This window comes from Williamsia serinedens (assembly GCF_024171725.1).
GTDB lineage: Bacteria > Actinomycetota > Actinomycetes > Mycobacteriales > Mycobacteriaceae > Williamsia_A > Williamsia_A serinedens.
In genome coordinates, this window is record NZ_JAMTCG010000001.1 from 532,428 (window position 1) to 550,464 (window position 18,037).

The window sequence follows — 18,037 nt, forward strand, 5'->3', positions numbered from 1 at the left end:
CCGCGTGACCGTGGTGCCCTTCCGACTGGTGGTTCCCTGACCCGTGGTCCGCATACCCCTGGATCCGCGCCGTCGTCGGCGTCACGTCAACCCCGACGGCACCATGTCGCTCGTCGAGCACCTGTACGAGCTCCGACGTCGACTCGTCATCTCCGTCGTCGCGATCGCGCTGACGACGATCATCGGTTTCGTCTGGTACTCGCACGGCGTGTTCCGGATCGAGTCGCTCGGCGAATTGTTGCGCGGTCCCTACTGTTCGCTGCCGCCGAGTTCCCGCGCGACCCTCACGCCGGGCGACGAGTGCCGACTCCTCGCGACCGGACCGTTCGACCAGTTCCTGCTGCGCCTCAAGGTCGGTGCCACCGCAGGCGTCGTGCTCGCGTGTCCGGTCTGGTTCTACCAACTGTGGCAGTTCATCACCCCGGGCCTGCACAAGAACGAACGCCGCTACGGGCTGTCGTTCGTGTCCGCGGCGGCGGTGCTGTTCGTGGCCGGCACCGTGCTCGCCTACCTCGTGGTGGCGAAGGCGTTCCACTTCCTGCTCACCGTGGGCAACGACGTCCAGGTGACGGCGCTCGCCGGTGACCAGTACTTCACCTTCATGCTGCACCTGCTGATCATCTTCGGCGTCAGCTTCGAGGTCCCGCTGCTGATCATCGCCCTCAACCTCATCGGGGTCCTCAGCTACGCGCGACTCAAGGCCTGGCGGCGGGGCCTGACGTTCGGATTGTTCGTGTTCGCCGCCGTCGTCACCCCCGGCTCCGACCCGTTCACGATGCTCGCGCTGGCGCTGGCCCTCACCGTGCTGTTCGAGCTCGCGGTGCAGTTCACCCGCATCCACGACCGCCGCAAGGCGCGCCGGGTGGGCGAGAACTGGGACCACCTGTCCGACGAAGAGGCCTCCCCCCTGGACCACCGCCCGGAGATGGTCGGTGCGAGCTCGCCGGTGGCCGCGAGCGGACCCGTGTCGGCGAGCCCGATGACCGCGTCACGCCGACCCGTCAGCGCGTCGGACCTCGATGACGTCCTCTGACCCGGACCTCGACGACCTGGGAGCAGGCCCCTCCGCCCTCGTCGCCTCCCGGCCGCGGCTGCTCGAGTTCACCGATCGGCTCGACTTCGGCCTCGACCCGTTCCAGCTCGCCGCCTGCTCGGCGCTCGAGGACGGCCACGGTGTCCTGGTGTGCGCGCCGACCGGTGCCGGGAAGACGATCGTCGGCGAGTTCGCCGTCCACCTCGCGCTCGCGGCGGGCTCGAAGTGCTTCTACACCACCCCGATCAAGGCACTGAGCAACCAGAAGTACGCCGACCTCGTCGCCGTCCACGGCCACGACGCGGTCGGCCTGCTCACCGGCGACTCGTCGATCAACCCGCACGCACCCGTGGTCGTGATGACCACCGAGGTCGTCCGCAACATGATCTACGCGAACTCGCCTGCGCTGCAGGGACTGTCGCACGTGGTCATGGACGAGGTGCACTTCCTGGCTGACCGTTTCCGCGGCGCCGTCTGGGAGGAGGTGATCCTCCACCTCGACCCGGGGGTCAAGGTGGTCAGCCTGTCGGCGACCGTCAGCAACGCCGAGGAGTTCGGCGACTGGATCAAGACCGTCCGCGGTGACACCACCGTCGTCGTCGACGAGCACCGGCCCGTCCCGCTGTGGCAGCACATGATGGTCGGCAACCGCATCCTCGACCTGTTCGACCGCAGGTCCCGGCCCGGCGCCAAGCCCGAGGTCAACCCCGAGCTGACGCGCTACATCAAGCAGCGCGAGATGGTCGACGACCACGACCGCGTGCACGGCCGCGGGCCGCGAGCCGGGCGTGGTCGTCACGGCACCAGGGGCGGGGTCCGCACCGGCGCGGTCGTGTCGCGTCCCGACCTCATCGCCCGGCTCGACCGCGAGGGTCTGTTGCCCGCGATCACCTTCGTCTTCTCGCGCGCCGGCTGCGACGCCGCCCTCGACCAGTGTCTGCGGTCCGGGCTGAACCTGCTGCGCCCGGACGAGGCCGGCGAGGTCGAGGCGGTGGTGGAGAAGCACGTCGGGGAGTTGTCCGACGCCGACCGGGAGGTGCTGCGCGTCGACCGGTGGGCGTCGGCGCTGGCCCGGGGGTTCGCCGCACACCACGCCGGCATGCTCCCCGCCTTCCGTCACGCCGTCGAGGAACTGTTCGTGCGTGGTCTGGTGCGCGCCGTGTTCGCCACCGAGACGCTGGCCCTCGGCATCAACATGCCCGCGCGGTCGGTCGTGCTCGAACGGCTCGTGAAGTTCAACGGCGAGGCACACGTCGACCTGACGCCGGGTGAGTTCACCCAGCTCACCGGACGCGCCGGCCGCCGGGGCATCGACGTCGAGGGCCACGCTGTGGTGGTCTGGTCACCCGAGCTGGACCCCGGTCGCGTCGCGGGGCTCGCCGGGGCGCGCACGTTCCCGCTCCGCAGCTCGTTCGCGCCGGAGTACAACATGGCGATCAACCTCATCGATCGTGTCGGGTTCGACGGTGCCAAGAACCTGCTCGAGCGGTCGTTCGCCCAGTTCCAGGCGGACCGGTCGGTGGTCGGTCAGCATCGGCGGATCGACGCGACGCGCGCGACCCTCCGGACGGTGGACGCCGAGCTCACCGGTCGCGCGGGCTCCCTCGGCATCGACGCCGGCGACCTCGATCCCGACCCCGCCTCCGGTCCCGACGGATACGCCGGGTTCTTCGGGTACATGCGCCTCCGCCAGAGCATCCGGGCCCGGGAACGGGACCTCAAGTTCCGGACACGGATGGACCGGCAGGACTCCGTCGTCGACGACCTGTTCGGTCTGAAGCGTGGCCACGTCATCGCTCTGCGGGGTGGACGGCACCGCGGACTGGCGGTCGTCGTCGAACAGGCCTCCGATCGCCGCGACCCGCGTCCACTGGTGCTCTGTGAGGACGCGTGGTGTGGCCGCGTGGGTGCTCGGGACTTCGTGAACCCGCCCGAGGTCCTCGGCGACATGCGGCTGGGCGAGCAGGTCGACCGCCGCACCGGGAAGGGCCGACGCGACCTCGCGTCGTCGTTGCGCAACACCGGTATCGAGATGCCGAGGGGTCGCCCCGCCAAGCGGGCCCCGGCCGCCGACGACGGCCAGTTGGCGGACCTGCGAGCGCGGCTGCGGGCGCACCCGGCGCACGACATCTCCGGATCCGACGAACTCTTCCGGCTCGCCGAGCGACGGGCCCGGGTCCAGCGGGACCTCGACGGCCTCGTCGAGGGGGTCCGCACCCGCACCTCGACGCTGTCGGTCACGTTCGATCGCGTGGTCGCGGTCCTCGAGCACCTCGGATATCTCGTGCGCGACGGCGAGTCGCTGACGGTGACCGCGTCGGGCGCCGCCCTGGCGCGGGTCTACAGCGAGAGCGACCTGCTCATCTGCGAATGTCTGCGCGGTGGCATCTGGGAGGGACTGACCGCGCCGCAACTGGCCGCGGTGGTGTCGTCGACGGTGTACGAGTCCCGGCGCGACGCCTACGCCGGTGCGGACCTCGTGACGGGCGACGACGCCGTGCGCGACGCGCTCACCGCCACCCACCGTGCCTGGCGTGCGCTGTCGGTGGTCGAGGAGCGCCATCACGTGACGGTGACCCGCGAACCGGACGCCGGTTTCGCGCTCGCCACGCACCTCTGGGCGTCCGGGCGGCCGCTGGCCGAGGTGCTGGCCGTGGCCGGTGACCGCGGACGGCCGCTGCCCGCAGGCGATTTCGTGCGGTGGTCGCGGCAGGTGATCGACCTGTTGGAGCAGATCCGCATCGCCGCGGCAGGGACGCCGGTCGCCGCGACCGCCCGCGCCGCGGCCCGCGCGGTCACCCGCGGGGTGGTTGCGGTCGAGATCGGCTGACCCGACGGGACGGCCCGCGCCGCACGTGCCGGAGCTACCGGGGCGAGCCGGGGTGGTGCGGTATCTTCGGTCGCGGACCAGGGCGTCCGCGCGCGGGTGCGGTCGCAGCGTGACGACAGTGCGGGAGGGCTCGATGACCGATCCCCGGACACCGGGCCCCGCCGACGGGGGCGGGCGCGGACCCGACGAGCAGACGCAGGCGTGGCAGGACCCGGCGCGTGCGCACGACCAGGATCAGTACGGGCAGCAGCCGCAGTACGGCGGGCACCCGGGGCAGGCCCCCTGGGGTCAGCAGGGGTATGGCCAGCAGCCGCCGCCCCAGTACGGACAGCAACCGTACGGTCAGCAGCCGCCGCCCCAGTACGGACAGCAACCGTACGGTCAGCAGCCGCCGCCGCAGTACGGACAGCAGCCCTACGGCCAGCAGCCCTACGGCCAGCAGCCCTACGCGCAGTCCGCCGGGTCGGCGCCGGGACAGGACGCGTTCGCGTCGATGGCACCGTCGAAGGCGCGCCGGCCGATGCTGTTCGGCGTCATCGGCGGGGTGGTCGCGCTCGTCGTCGTCCTGGCGATCACGGCGTTCTGGGCGCCGGGATTCGCGGTGACCACCGAGCTGTCGCGCTCGGCGGCCGAGAACGGTGTGCGGTCGATACTCGTCCGCGACTACCAGGCCACCGACGTCTCGAGCGTGCAATGCCCGGACGGGCAGAAGGTCGAGAAGGGGTCGAGCTTCCGCTGCAGCGCCACCATCGCGGGGGCACAGCAGCAGGTGACCGTCACGTTCCTCGACGACAACGGCACGTACCAGGTCGGACGGCCGGCCCCGAACTGATCCGTCGCGGTCTGACCGCTCGGGGTCAGAAGCGCTCGTCCCATCCGAACGCGGCGGCCACGCGGTTGACCGACGAGCCGACGCCGAGTTCCTCCACGAGCGCTGCGAGCGCATGCGGATCGGCGGGGCCGTCGGGCACCAGAGCCGGTACCGCACCGGATTCCCAGGCGATGTCGGCGTCGGTGCGCACGAACACGACGGTGCGGGCCGCGTCGAGGTAGTCGTGGGCGTCATTGATCGACGCCGCGATCCGCGCCGAGATGCGCTTGTCGCGGGCACGCGCGGCCTCCTCCACGCCGTCGAGGTCGCCGAACTCGCGCAGGAGCTTCGCCGCGGTCTTCTCGCCGACCCCGGCGACGCCGGGCAAACCGTCGGAGGGATCGCCCCGCAGGATCGCCAACTCCGCGTACGCGCTGCCCGGATGCTGTTGCGGCACACCGTACTTCTGGGCGACCTCGTCGGGTCCGAACATCTCCGCGCGCGTCACACCGCGACCGACGTAGAGCACCCGCACGGCCACCGGGTCGTCGCGGACGACCTGCAGCAGGTCGCGGTCCCCGCTGACCACGACGACCGGGTCGTCGGTCTCCGCGTCGGCGAGCGTCCCGATCACGTCGTCGGCCTCGCAGTCGGGTGCACCCGCGCTGGCGATCCCGGCGGCGGCGAGGACGTCGGCGATCATCGCGACCTGGGGCGTGAGCGTGTCGGGTACCTCCTCGACGAACTCCTCGCCGTCGGCGGTCGGCACCACCTCGGCGACACGGTGCGCCTTGTACGACGGGATCAGTGCCACGCGGAACTCGGGGCGCCAGTCCACGTCGAGACACGTGACCAGTCGTCGGGGACGTTCCCGCTCCACGAGGACCGCGATCATGTCGAGGAAGCCGCGCAGTGCGTTGACGGGCCGGCCGTCGGGTGCGGTGATCTTCTCGGGGATCCCGTGGAACGCGCGGAACCAGAGGCTGGCGCCGTCGAGCAGCATCAGGGGAGCGGCCATGGTCGATCACTGTGCCAGACCTCGGGTCGTGACAGGCTGGACGCCATGAGCGAGTCCCGATTCCCGTCCTCGGTCTACGCCGATCGCCTGTCCCGTGCCGCGACCCACGCCCGCGACGCCGGCCTCGACGCCCTGGTCATCGGGCCCGGGCCGGATCTCGACTACCTGACGGGGTCGCGGGCCAGTACTTTCGAGCGACTCCTCGCGTTGGTGGTTCCGTCGTCGGGCGACCCGTGGGTCGTCGTGCCGCGCTTGGAACTCGCGGCACTGCGGGCGTCCGCGGTCGGTGACCTCGGCATCGCGACCCGCGACTGGGTCGACGGAGACGATCCCTACGGGCTCGCGTTGCAGGGGGTGTCCCCGCGGTCGGCGCTGGCCGTCTCCGACGCCGTCCCCGCCCTGCACCTGCTGCCCCTCGCCGACCGCAACGAGACCGTGCCGGTGCTCGCGACCGATGTGCTGCGGCACCTGCGGATGACCAAGGACGACGCCGAGATCGACGCGCTCCGACGCGCGGGGGCCGCGATCGACCGCGTGCACGCGCAGGTATCGGGTTTCCTCGCTGCCGGCCGCACCGAGCGGGAGGTCGCCGCCGACATCACCGCGGCGATCGTCGCCGAGGGCCACTCCCACGCGGAGTTCGTCATCGTCGGGTCGGGGCCGAACGGTGCCGACCCGCACCACGAGGTGTCCGACCGCGTCATCGAGGCCGGCGACGTGGTGGTCGTCGACATCGGCGGCCCCGTCGCGCCGGGCTACTTCTCCGACTCGACGCGCACCTACGTCGTCGGGACACCCCGCGACGACGTCGCCGAGCGCTGCGCGATCCTCGAACGCGCTCAGCAGGCCGCGGTCGACGTGGTGCGGCCGGGCATCGAGGCGCAGGCCGTCGACGCCGCGGCGCGATCCGTGCTGGCCGAGGCCGGGCTCGCCGACGCCTTCATCCACCGCACCGGCCACGGGATCGGGCTGTCGGTGCACGAGGAGCCCTACATCGTGGCGGGCAACAGCACCGTTCTCACCGAGGGCATGGCCTTCTCCATCGAGCCGGGAATCTACTTCTCCGGCGAGTGGGGCGCGCGGATCGAGGACATCGTGGTCGTCACCGCCGACGGCTGCGAGGCCGTCAACGCCCGTCCCCACGGCCTCACCGCCGTCTGACCCCGCACACAACTCGCCGAGCGTGCATTCGATCCCGCCGAGCGTGCGGAAAACACCCGCCGAGCGTGCGGAAGATACCCGCCGAGTGTGCGGAAGATACCCGCCGAGTGTGCGGAAGGCGCCGCGGTCAGTCCTTCTCGCCGAGCAGGGTGCGTGACCCGAGTACGCGCGTGACCTCGAACTCGATGACGACGCGACGCGGGTTCGGCTTCGGCTGCCGGTAACGGGCGGCGTACCGACGTTCGGCCTCGGCGATCCCCTCGGGGTCGCGGTTCACCCGAGCCGGGCCCTCCAGGGTGAGCCACCGCGGGCCGTCGACGTGTGTGGCGGCGGCATACCCCGACCGCTCGGCGTTGCGGACCTTCTGGCTTCCCTCGACGGTGATGACCCGCGCGAGTCGACGTTCCGGCTCGTAGGTGACACCCACCGCCACCGAGTGCGGCGTCCCGTCCGCGCGGAGCGTCACCAGGCTCGCCAGGTGTCGGTCGGTGAGGAACTCGAGGGCCGTGTCGGTGAGGTCGGAGGCGTCGCGGGGCACGGTGGTCAGGGTAGCCAGCCACCTCGCCACGGCACCGGTGCGGGAGGAGCCGACACCGCGGTGGGAGAATGCTCGACGTGCTGCGCAGACCACCGACCACCGACGGCGTCGTGGTCCTGTTCGGCGGACGTAGCGAGATCGGCATCGAGGTCGCGCGGCGCGTGGCCGACGGCGCCGTCGTCGTCCTCGCGGCCCGCCGGCCCGACGACCTCGCCGACCAGCGACGGGTCCTGACCGAGGCCGGCGCGAAAGCGGTCCATACCGTCGCGTTCGACGCCGACGACACCGACACACACCCGGCCCTCGTCGACGCGATCGTCGCCGAGCACGGCCGGATCGGCATCGCCATCATCGCGTTCGGGATCCTGGGTGACGCCGCTCGCGCCGAGACCGATCATGCCCACGCGCTGCAGATCGCGCACACCGACTACCTCGCGCAGATCAGTGTCCTCACCCCACTCACGCAGGCGATGCGCCGACAGGCCTCCGGCGCCATCGTCGTCTTCTCGTCGGTCGCCGGTGTTCGCGTGCGTCGCGCGAACTACGTCTACGGCTCGACGAAAGCCGGTCTCGACGGCTTCGCGTCGGGGCTCTCGGATGCGCTGCACGGCAGCGGCGTGCATCTCCTGCTCGCGCGGCCGGGTTTCGTCGTCGGGGCGATGACCCGCGACCTGATGGCGTCCGGGGTCGATCCCGCACCGATGTCGAGCACCGCCGACCAGGTCGGCGAGGCCGTCGTGCACGCACTGCGCCGAGGACGCCGCACGGTCTGGATCCCCGGGGCCCTGCGACCGGTGTTCGCCGTCATGCGTGTGCTGCCGCAACCGATCTGGCGGCGGATGCCGCGATGACCACGCCGACGGTCGTCGTCGTCGGCGTCGGGGCCGACGGCTGGCCCGGCCTGTCCCCGCGGTCGCGGGACGAACTCCTCGGCGCGACGATCATCGCCGGATCGACCCGCCAACTCGCGCTCCTGCCCGACGATGTGTCCGCCCGGCGACACACGTGGACGACGCCCATGCTCGACGACCTCGACGCTCTGATCACCCACACCGCCGGAACCGTGCACGTGCTGGCCAGTGGTGACCCGATGTTCCACGGGGTCGGCGCGACGATCGTCCGGCGCATCGGCGCCGACCGGGTCCACGTCCTCCCCGCGGTGTCCAGCGCCTCGCTGGCCGCCGCGCGCATCGGCTGGGACCTCGCCCGGACCACGGTGATCTCGGTCGTCACCGACCCGGTCGAGTCCGTCCTCGCCGAGGCCGGGGACGGCCTGCGACTGCTCGTCCTCGGGCGCGACGCCGACACCCCCGCTGAGCTGGCGCAGGTGCTCTCCGCGAACGGCTTCGGGCGGTCGACGCTGACCGTGCTGTCCGCGCTCGGCGGCCCGGGGGAGTCGACGACGACCGGTCGCGCCGACGCCTGGGCGCATCCGGCGAGCGAGCCGCTGACCGTGATCGCCGTCGAGTGCGTCGGGCCGCGCCTGATCCGCTCGGCAGGACTCGACGACGACGTCTACGACAACGACGGACAACTCACCAAGGCCGGTGTCCGTGCGCTCACCATCGCGGCACTGCAGCCGGCGGCGGGGGAGACGTTGTGGGACATCGGCAGCGGCGCCGGTTCCATCGCGATCGAGTGGTGTCGCAGCGACAGGCGGTGTCGCGCACGGACGTTCGAGGCCGACGAGACCCGACGTGCGCGGATCGCGCGGAACGCCGCGCACCATGGCGTCTCCCGCTCACTGGCCGTCGACGGCGCAGCCCCCGACTCCTTCCCGCCCGACGAGACACCCGACGCCGTCTTCGTCGGCGGGGGCCTCACCGACCCGGGCATGGTGGACGCGTGCTGGGCGGCCCTGCGACCCGGCGGGCGTCTGGTCGCCAACGCGGTCACCGTCGAGTCGGAGCACCTCGTGGTCGCCGAGCAGCGCGCTCGCGGCGGTGACCTCCGCCGCATCCACCTGGAATCCGCCGCACCGCTGGGCACCATGACCGCCTGGCGCCCTGTCCTTCCCGTCACCCAGTGGATCGCCCGCAGACCGGAGGAGCCGTGACCGTCTTCTTCGTCGGCGCCGGACCGGGCGCACCCGACCTGCTGACGCTGCGCGCCGTCGAGACCCTGAAACGATGCCGCACATGCCTGTTCGCGGGATCGCTCGTGCCCGCCGAGGTGCTGGCGCACTGCCCCGACGACGCCGTGCTCGTCGACACCGCGCGGATGCCGCTCGACGAGATCGTCGGGCACATCCGCACCGCCCACGACGCCGGTCACGACGTCGCCCGGCTGCACTCCGGCGACACCTCGCTGTACTCCGCCATGGCCGAACAGATCCGAGCGCTCGACACGATCGGCATCGACCACGTCGTCGTGCCCGGCGTCCCGGCCTTCGCCGCTGTAGCGGCCTCGCTCGGACGCGAACTGACGGTGCCCGGCGTCGGGCAGTCGCTGCTCATCACCCGCGTCTCCACGCTGTCCACCGACATGCCGCCGGGGGAGACATTGGCGGAACTGGCCCGCACCGGCGTCACCCTCGCACTCCATCTCGCCGCCCGGCAGGTCGACGCCGTGCAGGCAGACCTCGTGGCCACCTACGGACCGGACTGCCCGTGCGCGGTCGTCGCGTTCGCCAGCCGCGAGAACGAGACGATCGTGCGCTGCACCCTGTCCGAACTCGCCGAGCGCACCCGACAGGCCGGCATCGTGAAGACCGCGGTGATCCTGGTCGGCCGGGTGCTCGGCGCGTCGGGTTTCCCCGACAGCTACCTGTACTCGGCCGCGCGGATGACGAAGCTGTCGGAATCGCCGTGACCGGGCCCGTCCTCCTCCTGGGTGGCACCGGCGAAGCCCGATCGCTCGCGGCACTCCTGGTCGACGCCGGCACCCCCGTCGTCTCCTCGCTGGCCGGTCGGGTGACGCAGCCCCGTCTGCCGGTCGGACAGGTCCGGATCGGCGGTTTCGGCGGCGTCGACGGGCTGCGCGACTGGATCGTCGAGCACCGGTCCCCGGTCCTCGTCGACGCCACCCACCCGTTCGCCAGGACCATCTCCCACAACGCGGCGCGCGCCGCCACGCTCGCCGGCGTCCCCCTGATCGCTCTTCGACGACCCGCCTGGCAACCCGGCCCCCGTGACCGGTGGACCGTGGTCGACGACGTCGCCGCCGCCGCCGAGGTCGTCGCCGACCGCGGCGGGCGGGTCCTGCTGACGACCGGCCGGCAGGATGTCGGGGCGTTCGCCGCGGTGCACACCGCCTGGTTCCTGATCCGGGTCGTCGACCCGCCCACCGCCGATCTGCCGCCGCACCACCAGATCCTGCGCAGCCGCGGACCCTACGACCTGGACTCGGAGCGGACGCTGCTGCAGGACAACAGGATCGACCTCGTCGTCACCAAGAACTCCGGCGGTGAGCTGACCCGGGCCAAGCTGACCGCCGCGGCCGACCTCGGACTCGAAGTGGTGATGGTGCGACGCCCCCCGACGCCGGCAGTCGACCACGAGGTCACCACCGTCGACGAGGTCATGGCCGTGCTGCGGCAGATCCTGACGAGTCCTCGTACCGACGGGACGTGAACACAGCCCGGCCGGCCGCACGCTCGACCACCGTCGTGGTCGACGACCCCACGATCAGCAGTGTGCGCATGTCGACGACGCCCGGGTCCATCTCACCCGCGGTGGTCACCGTGACCGTCTCGGTCGGCCCACCGACGTCCCGGCCGAGGATGACGACGCGATCCGGAGAAGCCAGCTCGATCACCATCTCGCGTAGCGCCGCGACCTGCCAGGTCCGCTCGCGAGAGGCGGGGTTGTACACAGCGATGACCATGTCGGAGGCCAGTGCCGAACGGAGGCGGCGGACCACGATCTCCCACGACTTCAGCCGGTCCGACAGGGAGATGACCGCGAAGTCGTGTCCGAGTGGGGCCCCGACCGCCGCGGCGACCGCGCTGGCCGCCGTGACACCGGGCACGACGCGCACCGGAACGTGCGACCACTCGTCGTCGGCGGCCATCTCGACCACGGCGGTGGCCATGGCGAACACGCCGGGATCGCCGGACGACACCACGACGACCTGACCGCCGCGCGCGGCCAGATCCAGTGCCATGCAGGCCCGTTCGGACTCGACCTTGTTGTCGCTGGCGTGCACACGCTGGCCGGGTCGTGGCACGACCCGACGCAGGTAGGTCGCGTAACCGACCAGGTCCGTCGCACGCGAGAGCTCTGCGGAGACCTCGGGCGTCGTCCATCGGTCGGCGCCGGGCCCGAGACCGACGACGACGACCTCACCGACCGAGACGTCCTGCGGGACGACGCCGCCCGTGGTGACGGCGTTGAGCCGGCCCGGGACGACGACCATGGAGAAGTACGGCACCGTCGACGCGTCGACGTCGCGTACGGGCACCACCCGCTGGCGATCGGTCGACGCCCGCTCGACATACCAGGCGCGATCGGCGACACCGGCGATCTCCAACGCCTCCCGCACGGCGGCGAAAGTCCGGCCCAACTTCATGATCGCGACCGCATCCGCGTCACGCAGACGGCGCACCAACTCGTCGCGGGGGAGGGTGCCCGGCAGGATCGTGGTCGTCTCGTCGGCCTCGACCCAGGGCAGCCCGACGGCCGCGACCGCCGCGCTCGGCGACGTCACGCCCGGGATGATCTCGACCGGGAACTCCCCGACGAGGCGCTTGTGCATGTGCATGAAGCTCGAGTAGAAGAGCGGATCGCCCTCGGCGAGCAGCGCCACCGACTTTCCGGCGCGCAGGTGGACGGCCAACCGCTCGGCGGCCTGTGTGTAGAACTCGTCGAGCGCGCCACGGTATCCGCCCGGGTGGTCGGTCGTCTCGGTGGTGACGGGGTAGCGCAGCTCCTCGCGGACCTGCCCCTCGCGCAGGTACGGCTCGGCCACTCCCAATGCGATCGAGTTGCCGTGCTGCGCACAGTGATACGCGACGACGTCGGCCTCGCCGATCACCCTCGCCGCTTTCACGGTGACGAGTTCGCTGTCCCCGGGCCCGAGTCCGACGCCCCAGAGCGTTCCGGGCGCGGTCATTCGACGGGGCTCGCGAGTGCGTTGACCGCTGCCGCGGTGATGGCCGACCCGCCGCGCCGCCCGAGCACGGTGACGTAATCGAGGTCATGCCGTTCTGCCAGTGCCGCAGCGGATTCCGCGGCACCGATGAACCCGACCGGCGCGCCGACGACGACCGCGGGACGCGGCGCCCCGGCGTCGATCAACTCCAACAGCGCGTACAGAGCGGTCGGCGCGTTGCCGATGGCCACCACGGCACCCTCCAGCATCGGCTGCCAGAGATGGACGGCGGCCGCGGTGCGGGTGGTCGCGAGCTCCCGTGCGAGATCGGGGGTGCGGGGATCGCCGAGCATGCACAGCACGTCGTTGTCGACGGGGAGCCGGCGCCGCGTCACCCCCGACGCGACCATCGTCGCGTCACACAGGATCGGGGCACCGGCCTGCAGTGCAGCGCGAGCGCGGGTGACGGCGCCGTCGGTGATCCGGACGTCCTCGACGAGATCGACCTGGCCGCAGGCGTGGATCATCCGGACGACGACCTTCTCCGTCTCCGGGTCGAGCCCGTCGAGCCGCGCCTCGCTGCGGATGGTCGCGAACGACTGCCGGTAGATCTCGGCGCCGTCGTGGATGTAGTCGTACATGTCGGGCCTCACCCTAGAGGTGTCCCGCGGCAGGGCCCTCACCCGTCCGAGCGCGGGTGTACCCGTCGGGTCCGGCCTCCACGCGCAGGTGGGGACCGTGCGGGCTCCCGCAGCCCCGCTCACAGCCGATCCAGTGCTCCCGCTCACCGGTGTCGCCGGACGCGACGTGCTCGACGAGGTCGCCACGGACGTCGGCGTGCGAGCGGGCGCACCCCGGTGAGCCGGCGCACGCACTCACCCGCGCCCAGGGCGAGGAGGCGTCGTAGATGACGCCCATCGGCGCCAACACCCGCACCACGGTCTCGGCGACGCCGTCCGACAGGTCGCAGACGAGGACCTCGCGGTCGGGGGTGATCACGATGGGGTGGTCGATCGCCGCGAGGAACTCGGCGGTGCGGGCGGGGATGCGCGCCAGTTCGACGACGGCGCCGAGCAGAACACCTCCGTCGTCCTGGTCGAACCACCCCACGATGGGGCCGTCATGGGGGACCACCGGGGTGGGCTCGCCCTGGGCCGGGTGCGTCGCCTCGTCGACCAGCTCGACCAGGTCGGTGAGTCTTGTGTCGTCGAGGTCGGCGATCCGCCACCGATCACAGCGCAGGCGCACGAACTCCCGCGCGACGCCGAGGAGGACGGCGACGGCGTCGGTGGACGCGACCAGCCGACCCGTGCGGCGTCCACCGAGGACGATCTCGACGGTGTCCGCGTCGACCGCGAGCACGCCGACGTCCGGCCGGTGGGCGAGGACGTCGCCGTGGCCGTCGTCGAACCCGAACAGGAACCGGCCGGGCAGGACGGCCAGGTCGAAGTCGTCGACCAGCGCGGCGTCGAGGTCGGCGGCGAGCGGCCGGACGTCGCCGAGTCCGCCGAGGCGCCCCGACAGCGGCGACACCATCGCGTTGCGCACCCGGTCGTGCGCACCCGACGGCAGCAGACCGGCCTCACGCAGACCGCTGATCGCGTCCTCGTCGACCTCGGTCAGCCCGCGGACCTGCACGTTGGCGCGCCCGGTCAGTTCGAGGTGGTCGTCGCCGTGCTCCGCGGCGAACGCGGCCAGCGCCTGCATCTGCGTCGGGGTCACCGCACCGCCGGGGAGTCGGATGCGGGCCACGAGTCCGTCGGCCGCGGGGTGCGGATCGAGCACACCGGGGCAGCGGTCACTCGGTCGGGACATCACTCCAGGCTAGGGTGAGGACCATCCGATCGGGCAGTCGGGAAGCCGGTGCGAGGCCGGCACGGTCGCGCCACTGTGTGGCACCGCGTCGCGGTGCCGAGTCAGACCCCTCTCCCGATGACCGTCGACGCCGGGCGCGAGCACCCGGTCGGGAGGCACCGTTGATCGTCCTGTTGTCCACCTCGGACACCGACCTCATCACCGCGAAGGTGTCCGGCGCCGACTACCGCGTCGCGAACCCGGCACGCCTGTTGCCCGAGACCGACCTGCCCGGCCTGCTCGACGGTGCGGACCTCGTCGTCGTGCGCATCCTCGGAGGCCGACGCGCATGGGAGTCCGGCCTCGACGCGGTGCTCGCCCACCGTCTGCCGACGGTGGTGCTGTCGGGTGAGCAGCTGCCCGACCCCGACCTGATGTCGCTGTCGACGGTGCCCGGCGGCGTCGCCGCGGAGGCGCACAACTACCTCGCCCAGGGCGGCGTCGACAACCTCGTCGCGCTGCACGGCTTCCTGTCCGACACGGTGCTGATGACCGGCGCGGTGTTCGCGCCGCCCACGGTGACGCCGCACTGGGGCGTGCTCGACCGACCGAGCCCGGGCGACGACCTCACCGGCCCCACCGTCGCCGTGCTCTACTACCGCGCCCAGCACCTCGCCGGGAACGTCGGATACATCCACGCTCTCTGCGACGCGATCGACGCGCGAGGGGCGCGCGCGCTGCCGATCTTCTGCGCCTCCCTGCGCACCGCCCCCGACGACCTGCTCGACACGCTGCGACAGGCCGACGCACTCGTCGTGACGGTCTTGGCCGCCGGTGGTGCGGTACCGGCGACAGCATCGGCCGGCGAGGACGACGACGCCTGGAACATCGAGAAACTCGCCTCGCTGGACGTCCCCATCCTGCAGGGCCTGTGCCTCACGTCGTCGCGGTCCGACTGGGCCGACAACGACGACGGCCTCTCGCCGCTCGACGTCGCGACCCAGGTCGCGGTCCCCGAGTTCGACGGCCGCATCATCACGGTCCCGTTCTCGTTCAAGGAGTTCGGCGACGACGGCCTGCCGTGGTACGCCCCCGACCACGAGCGGTGCGCCCGCGTCGCGGGTATCGCGACCTCCTACGCGCGACTCCGGTCGACGCCGCCGCCGCAGCGCCGCATCGCGATCATGCTGTCCGCGTACCCGACGAAGCACGCCCGCATCGGCAACGCCGTCGGCCTGGACACCCCGGCCAGCGTGCTGGCGCTGCTGCGCGCGATGCGCGACGCCGGCTACGACATCGGACCGGAATCGGGGCCCGACGCGATCCCCGGCCTCGCCGAGGACGACTCCGACGCTCTCATCCACGCGCTGATCGCCGCGGGTGGTCAGGACCCCGACTGGCTCACCGAAGAGGCCCTCGCGGCGAACCCGATCCGGCTGTCGGCGCAGCACTACCGGCCCTGGTTCGACGGACTGGACGATGACCTGCGCTCGGACATGGTCGAGCACTGGGGCCCGGCCCCCGGCGAGCTCTACGTCGACCGGTCGGCGAACCCCGAGGGCGACGTCGTGATCGCGGCGAAGACGTTCGGCAACACCGTGTTGATGGTCCAGCCGCCCCGCGGGTTCGGCGAGAACCCGGTGGCCATCTACCACGATCCCGATCTGCCGCCGTCGCACCACTACCTGGCCTGCTATCGCTGGATCGCCGACCGCGACAACGGGTTCGGTGCCGACGCGGTGGTGCACGTGGGCAAGCACGGCAACCTGGAATGGCTGCCGGGCAAGACCCTGGGCATGTCGGCGGCGTGCGGCACCGACGCCGCGATCGGCGACCTGCCGCTGATCTACCCGTTCCTCGTCAACGACCCGGGTGAGGGCACGCAGGCCAAGCGGCGCGCCCACGCGACCCTGGTCGACCACCTGATCCCGCCGATGGCCCGCGCCGAGAGCTACGGCGACATCGCCCGCCTCGAGCAGCTGCTCGACGAGCACGCGAACATCTCGACCCTCGACCCGTCGAAGCTGCCGGCCATCCGCCAGCAGATCTGGACGCTGCTGCAGGCGGCGAAGATGGACGCCGACCTCGGTCTCACCGAGCGACCCGACGAAGAGGTCTTCGACGACATGCTCCTGCACGTCGACGGCTGGCTCTGCGAGATCAAGGACGTCCAGATCCGCGACGGGCTGCACGTGCTGGGCTCCGCACCCACCGACGACGTCGAGGTCGACCTGGTCCTCGCGATGCTGCGCGCCCGACAGCTCTGGGGCGGCACCTGCAGCCTGCCCGGGTTGCGGGAGGCGCTGGGACTCGCCGAGGGGCAGGCGACCCGCGACGACACCGACCGCGTCGAGACGGTCGCCCGTGAACTGGTCGCGGCCTGCGGCAAGGCCGACTGGGCCCGCGAGGAGGTCGCGACGATCGCCGCCGACCACCCCACCGCGGTGGGGGAGATCCTCGACTTCGCCGCCACCGAGGTCGTCCCGCGCCTGCGCCAGACCAGCGGAGAGGTGAGCCGGGTCCTGCACGCCCTCGACGGCGGGTTCATCCCCGCCGGCCCCAGCGGGTCGCCGCTGCGCGGGTTGATCAACGTGCTGCCGACCGGCCGCAACTTCTACTCCGTCGACCCCAAGGCCGTCCCGTCGCGCCTCGCCTGGGAGACCGGTCGCGCCATGGCCGACTCCCTGCTCGAGCGGTACCTCGCCGACCACGGCGAGTACCCGCGGTCGGTGGGCCTGTCGGTGTGGGGCACCAGCGCGATGCGGACCTCCGGTGACGACATCGCCGAGGTCCTCGCCCTCATGGGCGTCATGCCGGTGTGGGACGAGGCGTCCCGTCGTGTCCGTGACCTCGAGGTCATCGGGCTCGACGAGCTCGGCCGTCCCCGCGTCGACGTCACCGTCCGCATCTCCGGGTTCTTCCGCGACGCGTTCCCGCACGTGGTCACCATGCTCGACGACGCCGTGCGACTCGTCGCCGAGCTCGACGAGTCCGACGACGACAACTTCGTCGCCGCGCACACCCGCGCCGACATCGCCGCACACGGCGACACCCGCCGCGCCACGACGCGGGTGTTCGGCTCGAAACCGGGCACCTACGGCGCCGGGCTGCTGCAGCTCATCGACTCGAAGGAATGGCGGACCGACGAGGACATGGCCGCGGTCTACACCGCGTGGGGCGGCTACGCCTACGGGCGAGGACTCGACGGCGTGGCGGCCGTCGACGACATGCGCTCGGCGTATCGGCGGATCGCGGTCGCGGCCAAGAACACCGACACCCGCGAGCACGACATCGCCGACTCCGACGACTACTTCCAGTACCACGGCGGCATGGTCGCCACCGTCCGCGCGCTCACGGGACGGTCACCGGAGGCCTACATCGGCGACAGCACCCGTCCGGACACCGTGAAGACCCGCACGCTGTCGGAGGAGACGTCGCGAGTGTTCCGCGCCCGGGTGGTGAACCCGCGCTGGATCGCCGCGATGCAGCGCCACGGGTACAAGGGTGCGTTCGAGATGGCCGCGACCGTGGACTACCTGTTCGGGTACGACGCGACCACCGACGTCGTCGCGGACTGGATGTACGAGCAGCTCGCCGAGTCCTACGTCTTTGACGAGACGAACCGGGAGTTCCTCCAGCGGTCCAACCCGTGGGCGCTGCACGGCATCGCCGAGCGGTTGCTCGAGGCGTCCGGCCGCGACATGTGGAAGAACCCCGAGCCTGAGACGCTCGGGCGCCTGCAGCAGGTGTTCCTCGAGACCGAGGGCGACATCGAGGGCGGCTGACGCACCGATGCCGGGATCCGGGAGAAAATCCGGCGT

The 18,037-nt window shown here is 71.8% G+C and carries 14 protein-coding genes; 9 read left to right on the forward strand and 5 right to left on the reverse strand.

The genetic code is table 11. The features are described 5' to 3' along the window. Positions 1 to 103: 103 nt before the first annotated feature. From tatC to LX12_RS22150, 3 genes are all read left to right on the forward strand, one after another. Positions 104 to 1,033 (forward strand): twin-arginine translocase subunit TatC, encoded by a 930-nt coding sequence (gene tatC, locus LX12_RS02440; RefSeq protein WP_253653168.1) that lies wholly within the window; start codon positions 104 to 106, stop codon positions 1,031 to 1,033. Continuing rightward, positions 1,020 to 3,863, forward strand: coding sequence for a DEAD/DEAH box helicase (locus LX12_RS02445; protein ID WP_253652886.1), 2,844 nt, complete (start codon positions 1,020 to 1,022; stop codon positions 3,861 to 3,863). Before tatC ends, LX12_RS02445 begins: the two co-directional genes overlap by 14 nt. Before the next feature lie 109 nt (positions 3,864 to 3,972). Next, on the forward strand, positions 3,973 to 4,695 hold the full coding sequence (locus LX12_RS22150) for a DUF4333 domain-containing protein (protein ID WP_253652887.1): 723 nt from the start codon (positions 3,973 to 3,975) through the stop codon (positions 4,693 to 4,695). A gap of 25 nt (positions 4,696 to 4,720) precedes the next feature. On the opposite strand, the gene LX12_RS02455 is transcribed toward LX12_RS22150, so the two are convergent. Next, positions 4,721 to 5,677, reverse strand: coding sequence for a 5'-3' exonuclease (locus tag LX12_RS02455; RefSeq protein WP_253653169.1), 957 nt, complete (start codon positions 5,675 to 5,677; stop codon positions 4,721 to 4,723). A gap of 60 nt (positions 5,678 to 5,737) precedes the next feature. On the opposite strand from LX12_RS02455, the gene LX12_RS02460 reads away from it, so the two are divergent. Then, on the forward strand, positions 5,738 to 6,853 hold the full coding sequence (locus tag LX12_RS02460; protein WP_253652888.1) for a M24 family metallopeptidase: 1,116 nt from the start codon (positions 5,738 to 5,740) through the stop codon (positions 6,851 to 6,853). Positions 6,854 to 6,980: 127 nt separating this feature from the next. Here the strand turns inward: LX12_RS02460 and LX12_RS02465 are convergent, their stop codons facing one another. Then, entirely contained in the window at positions 6,981 to 7,391 is a 411-nt protein-coding gene (locus tag LX12_RS02465; protein WP_253652889.1) for a pyridoxamine 5'-phosphate oxidase family protein, read from the reverse strand. Positions 7,392 to 7,459: 68 nt separating this feature from the next. Between LX12_RS02465 and dprE2 the strand changes: the two genes are divergently transcribed. The 4 genes from dprE2 to LX12_RS02485 are packed head-to-tail and all read left to right on the forward strand — an operon-like array spanning position 7,460 to position 10,963. Beyond that, positions 7,460 to 8,242, forward strand: coding sequence for a decaprenylphospho-beta-D-erythro-pentofuranosid-2-ulose 2-reductase (gene dprE2, locus LX12_RS02470; protein WP_253652890.1), 783 nt, complete (start codon positions 7,460 to 7,462; stop codon positions 8,240 to 8,242). Then, entirely contained in the window at positions 8,239 to 9,447 is a 1,209-nt protein-coding gene (gene cbiE, locus LX12_RS02475) for a precorrin-6y C5,15-methyltransferase (decarboxylating) subunit CbiE (protein WP_253652891.1), read from the forward strand. The genes dprE2 and cbiE overlap by 4 nt, the downstream gene beginning before the upstream one ends. Next, on the forward strand, positions 9,444 to 10,202 hold the full coding sequence (gene cobM / locus LX12_RS02480; RefSeq protein ID WP_253652892.1) for a precorrin-4 C(11)-methyltransferase: 759 nt from the start codon (positions 9,444 to 9,446) through the stop codon (positions 10,200 to 10,202). The genes cbiE and cobM overlap by 4 nt, the downstream gene beginning before the upstream one ends. Further along, complete coding sequence (locus LX12_RS02485; RefSeq protein ID WP_253652893.1) at positions 10,199 to 10,963, forward strand: cobalt-precorrin-6A reductase; 765 nt, start codon at positions 10,199 to 10,201, stop codon at positions 10,961 to 10,963. Before cobM ends, LX12_RS02485 begins: the two co-directional genes overlap by 4 nt. On the opposite strand, the gene LX12_RS02490 is transcribed toward LX12_RS02485, so the two are convergent. Genes LX12_RS02490 through cobG form a run of 3 tightly spaced genes read right to left on the reverse strand, consistent with a single transcriptional unit; the run spans position 10,911 to position 14,237 of the window. Continuing rightward, positions 10,911 to 12,443 carry a precorrin-2 C(20)-methyltransferase gene (locus LX12_RS02490; protein WP_253652894.1) on the reverse strand — a complete coding sequence of 511 codons (1,533 nt, stop codon included), beginning with the start codon at positions 12,441 to 12,443 and terminating at the stop codon, positions 10,911 to 10,913. The genes LX12_RS02485 and LX12_RS02490 overlap by 53 nt on opposite strands. Beyond that, positions 12,440 to 13,063 (reverse strand): precorrin-8X methylmutase, encoded by a 624-nt coding sequence (locus tag LX12_RS02495; RefSeq protein ID WP_253652895.1) that lies wholly within the window; start codon positions 13,061 to 13,063, stop codon positions 12,440 to 12,442. Before LX12_RS02495 ends, LX12_RS02490 begins: the two co-directional genes overlap by 4 nt. A 13-nt stretch (positions 13,064 to 13,076) precedes the next feature. After that, positions 13,077 to 14,237, reverse strand: a complete 1,161-nt coding sequence (gene cobG / locus LX12_RS02500; RefSeq protein ID WP_253652896.1) for a precorrin-3B synthase — start codon at positions 14,235 to 14,237, stop codon at positions 13,077 to 13,079. A gap of 161 nt (positions 14,238 to 14,398) precedes the next feature. Between cobG and cobN the strand changes: the two genes are divergently transcribed. Beyond that, positions 14,399 to 18,001, forward strand: a complete 3,603-nt coding sequence (cobN, locus tag LX12_RS02505; RefSeq protein WP_253652897.1) for a cobaltochelatase subunit CobN — start codon at positions 14,399 to 14,401, stop codon at positions 17,999 to 18,001. Positions 18,002 to 18,037 lie beyond the last annotated feature (36 nt).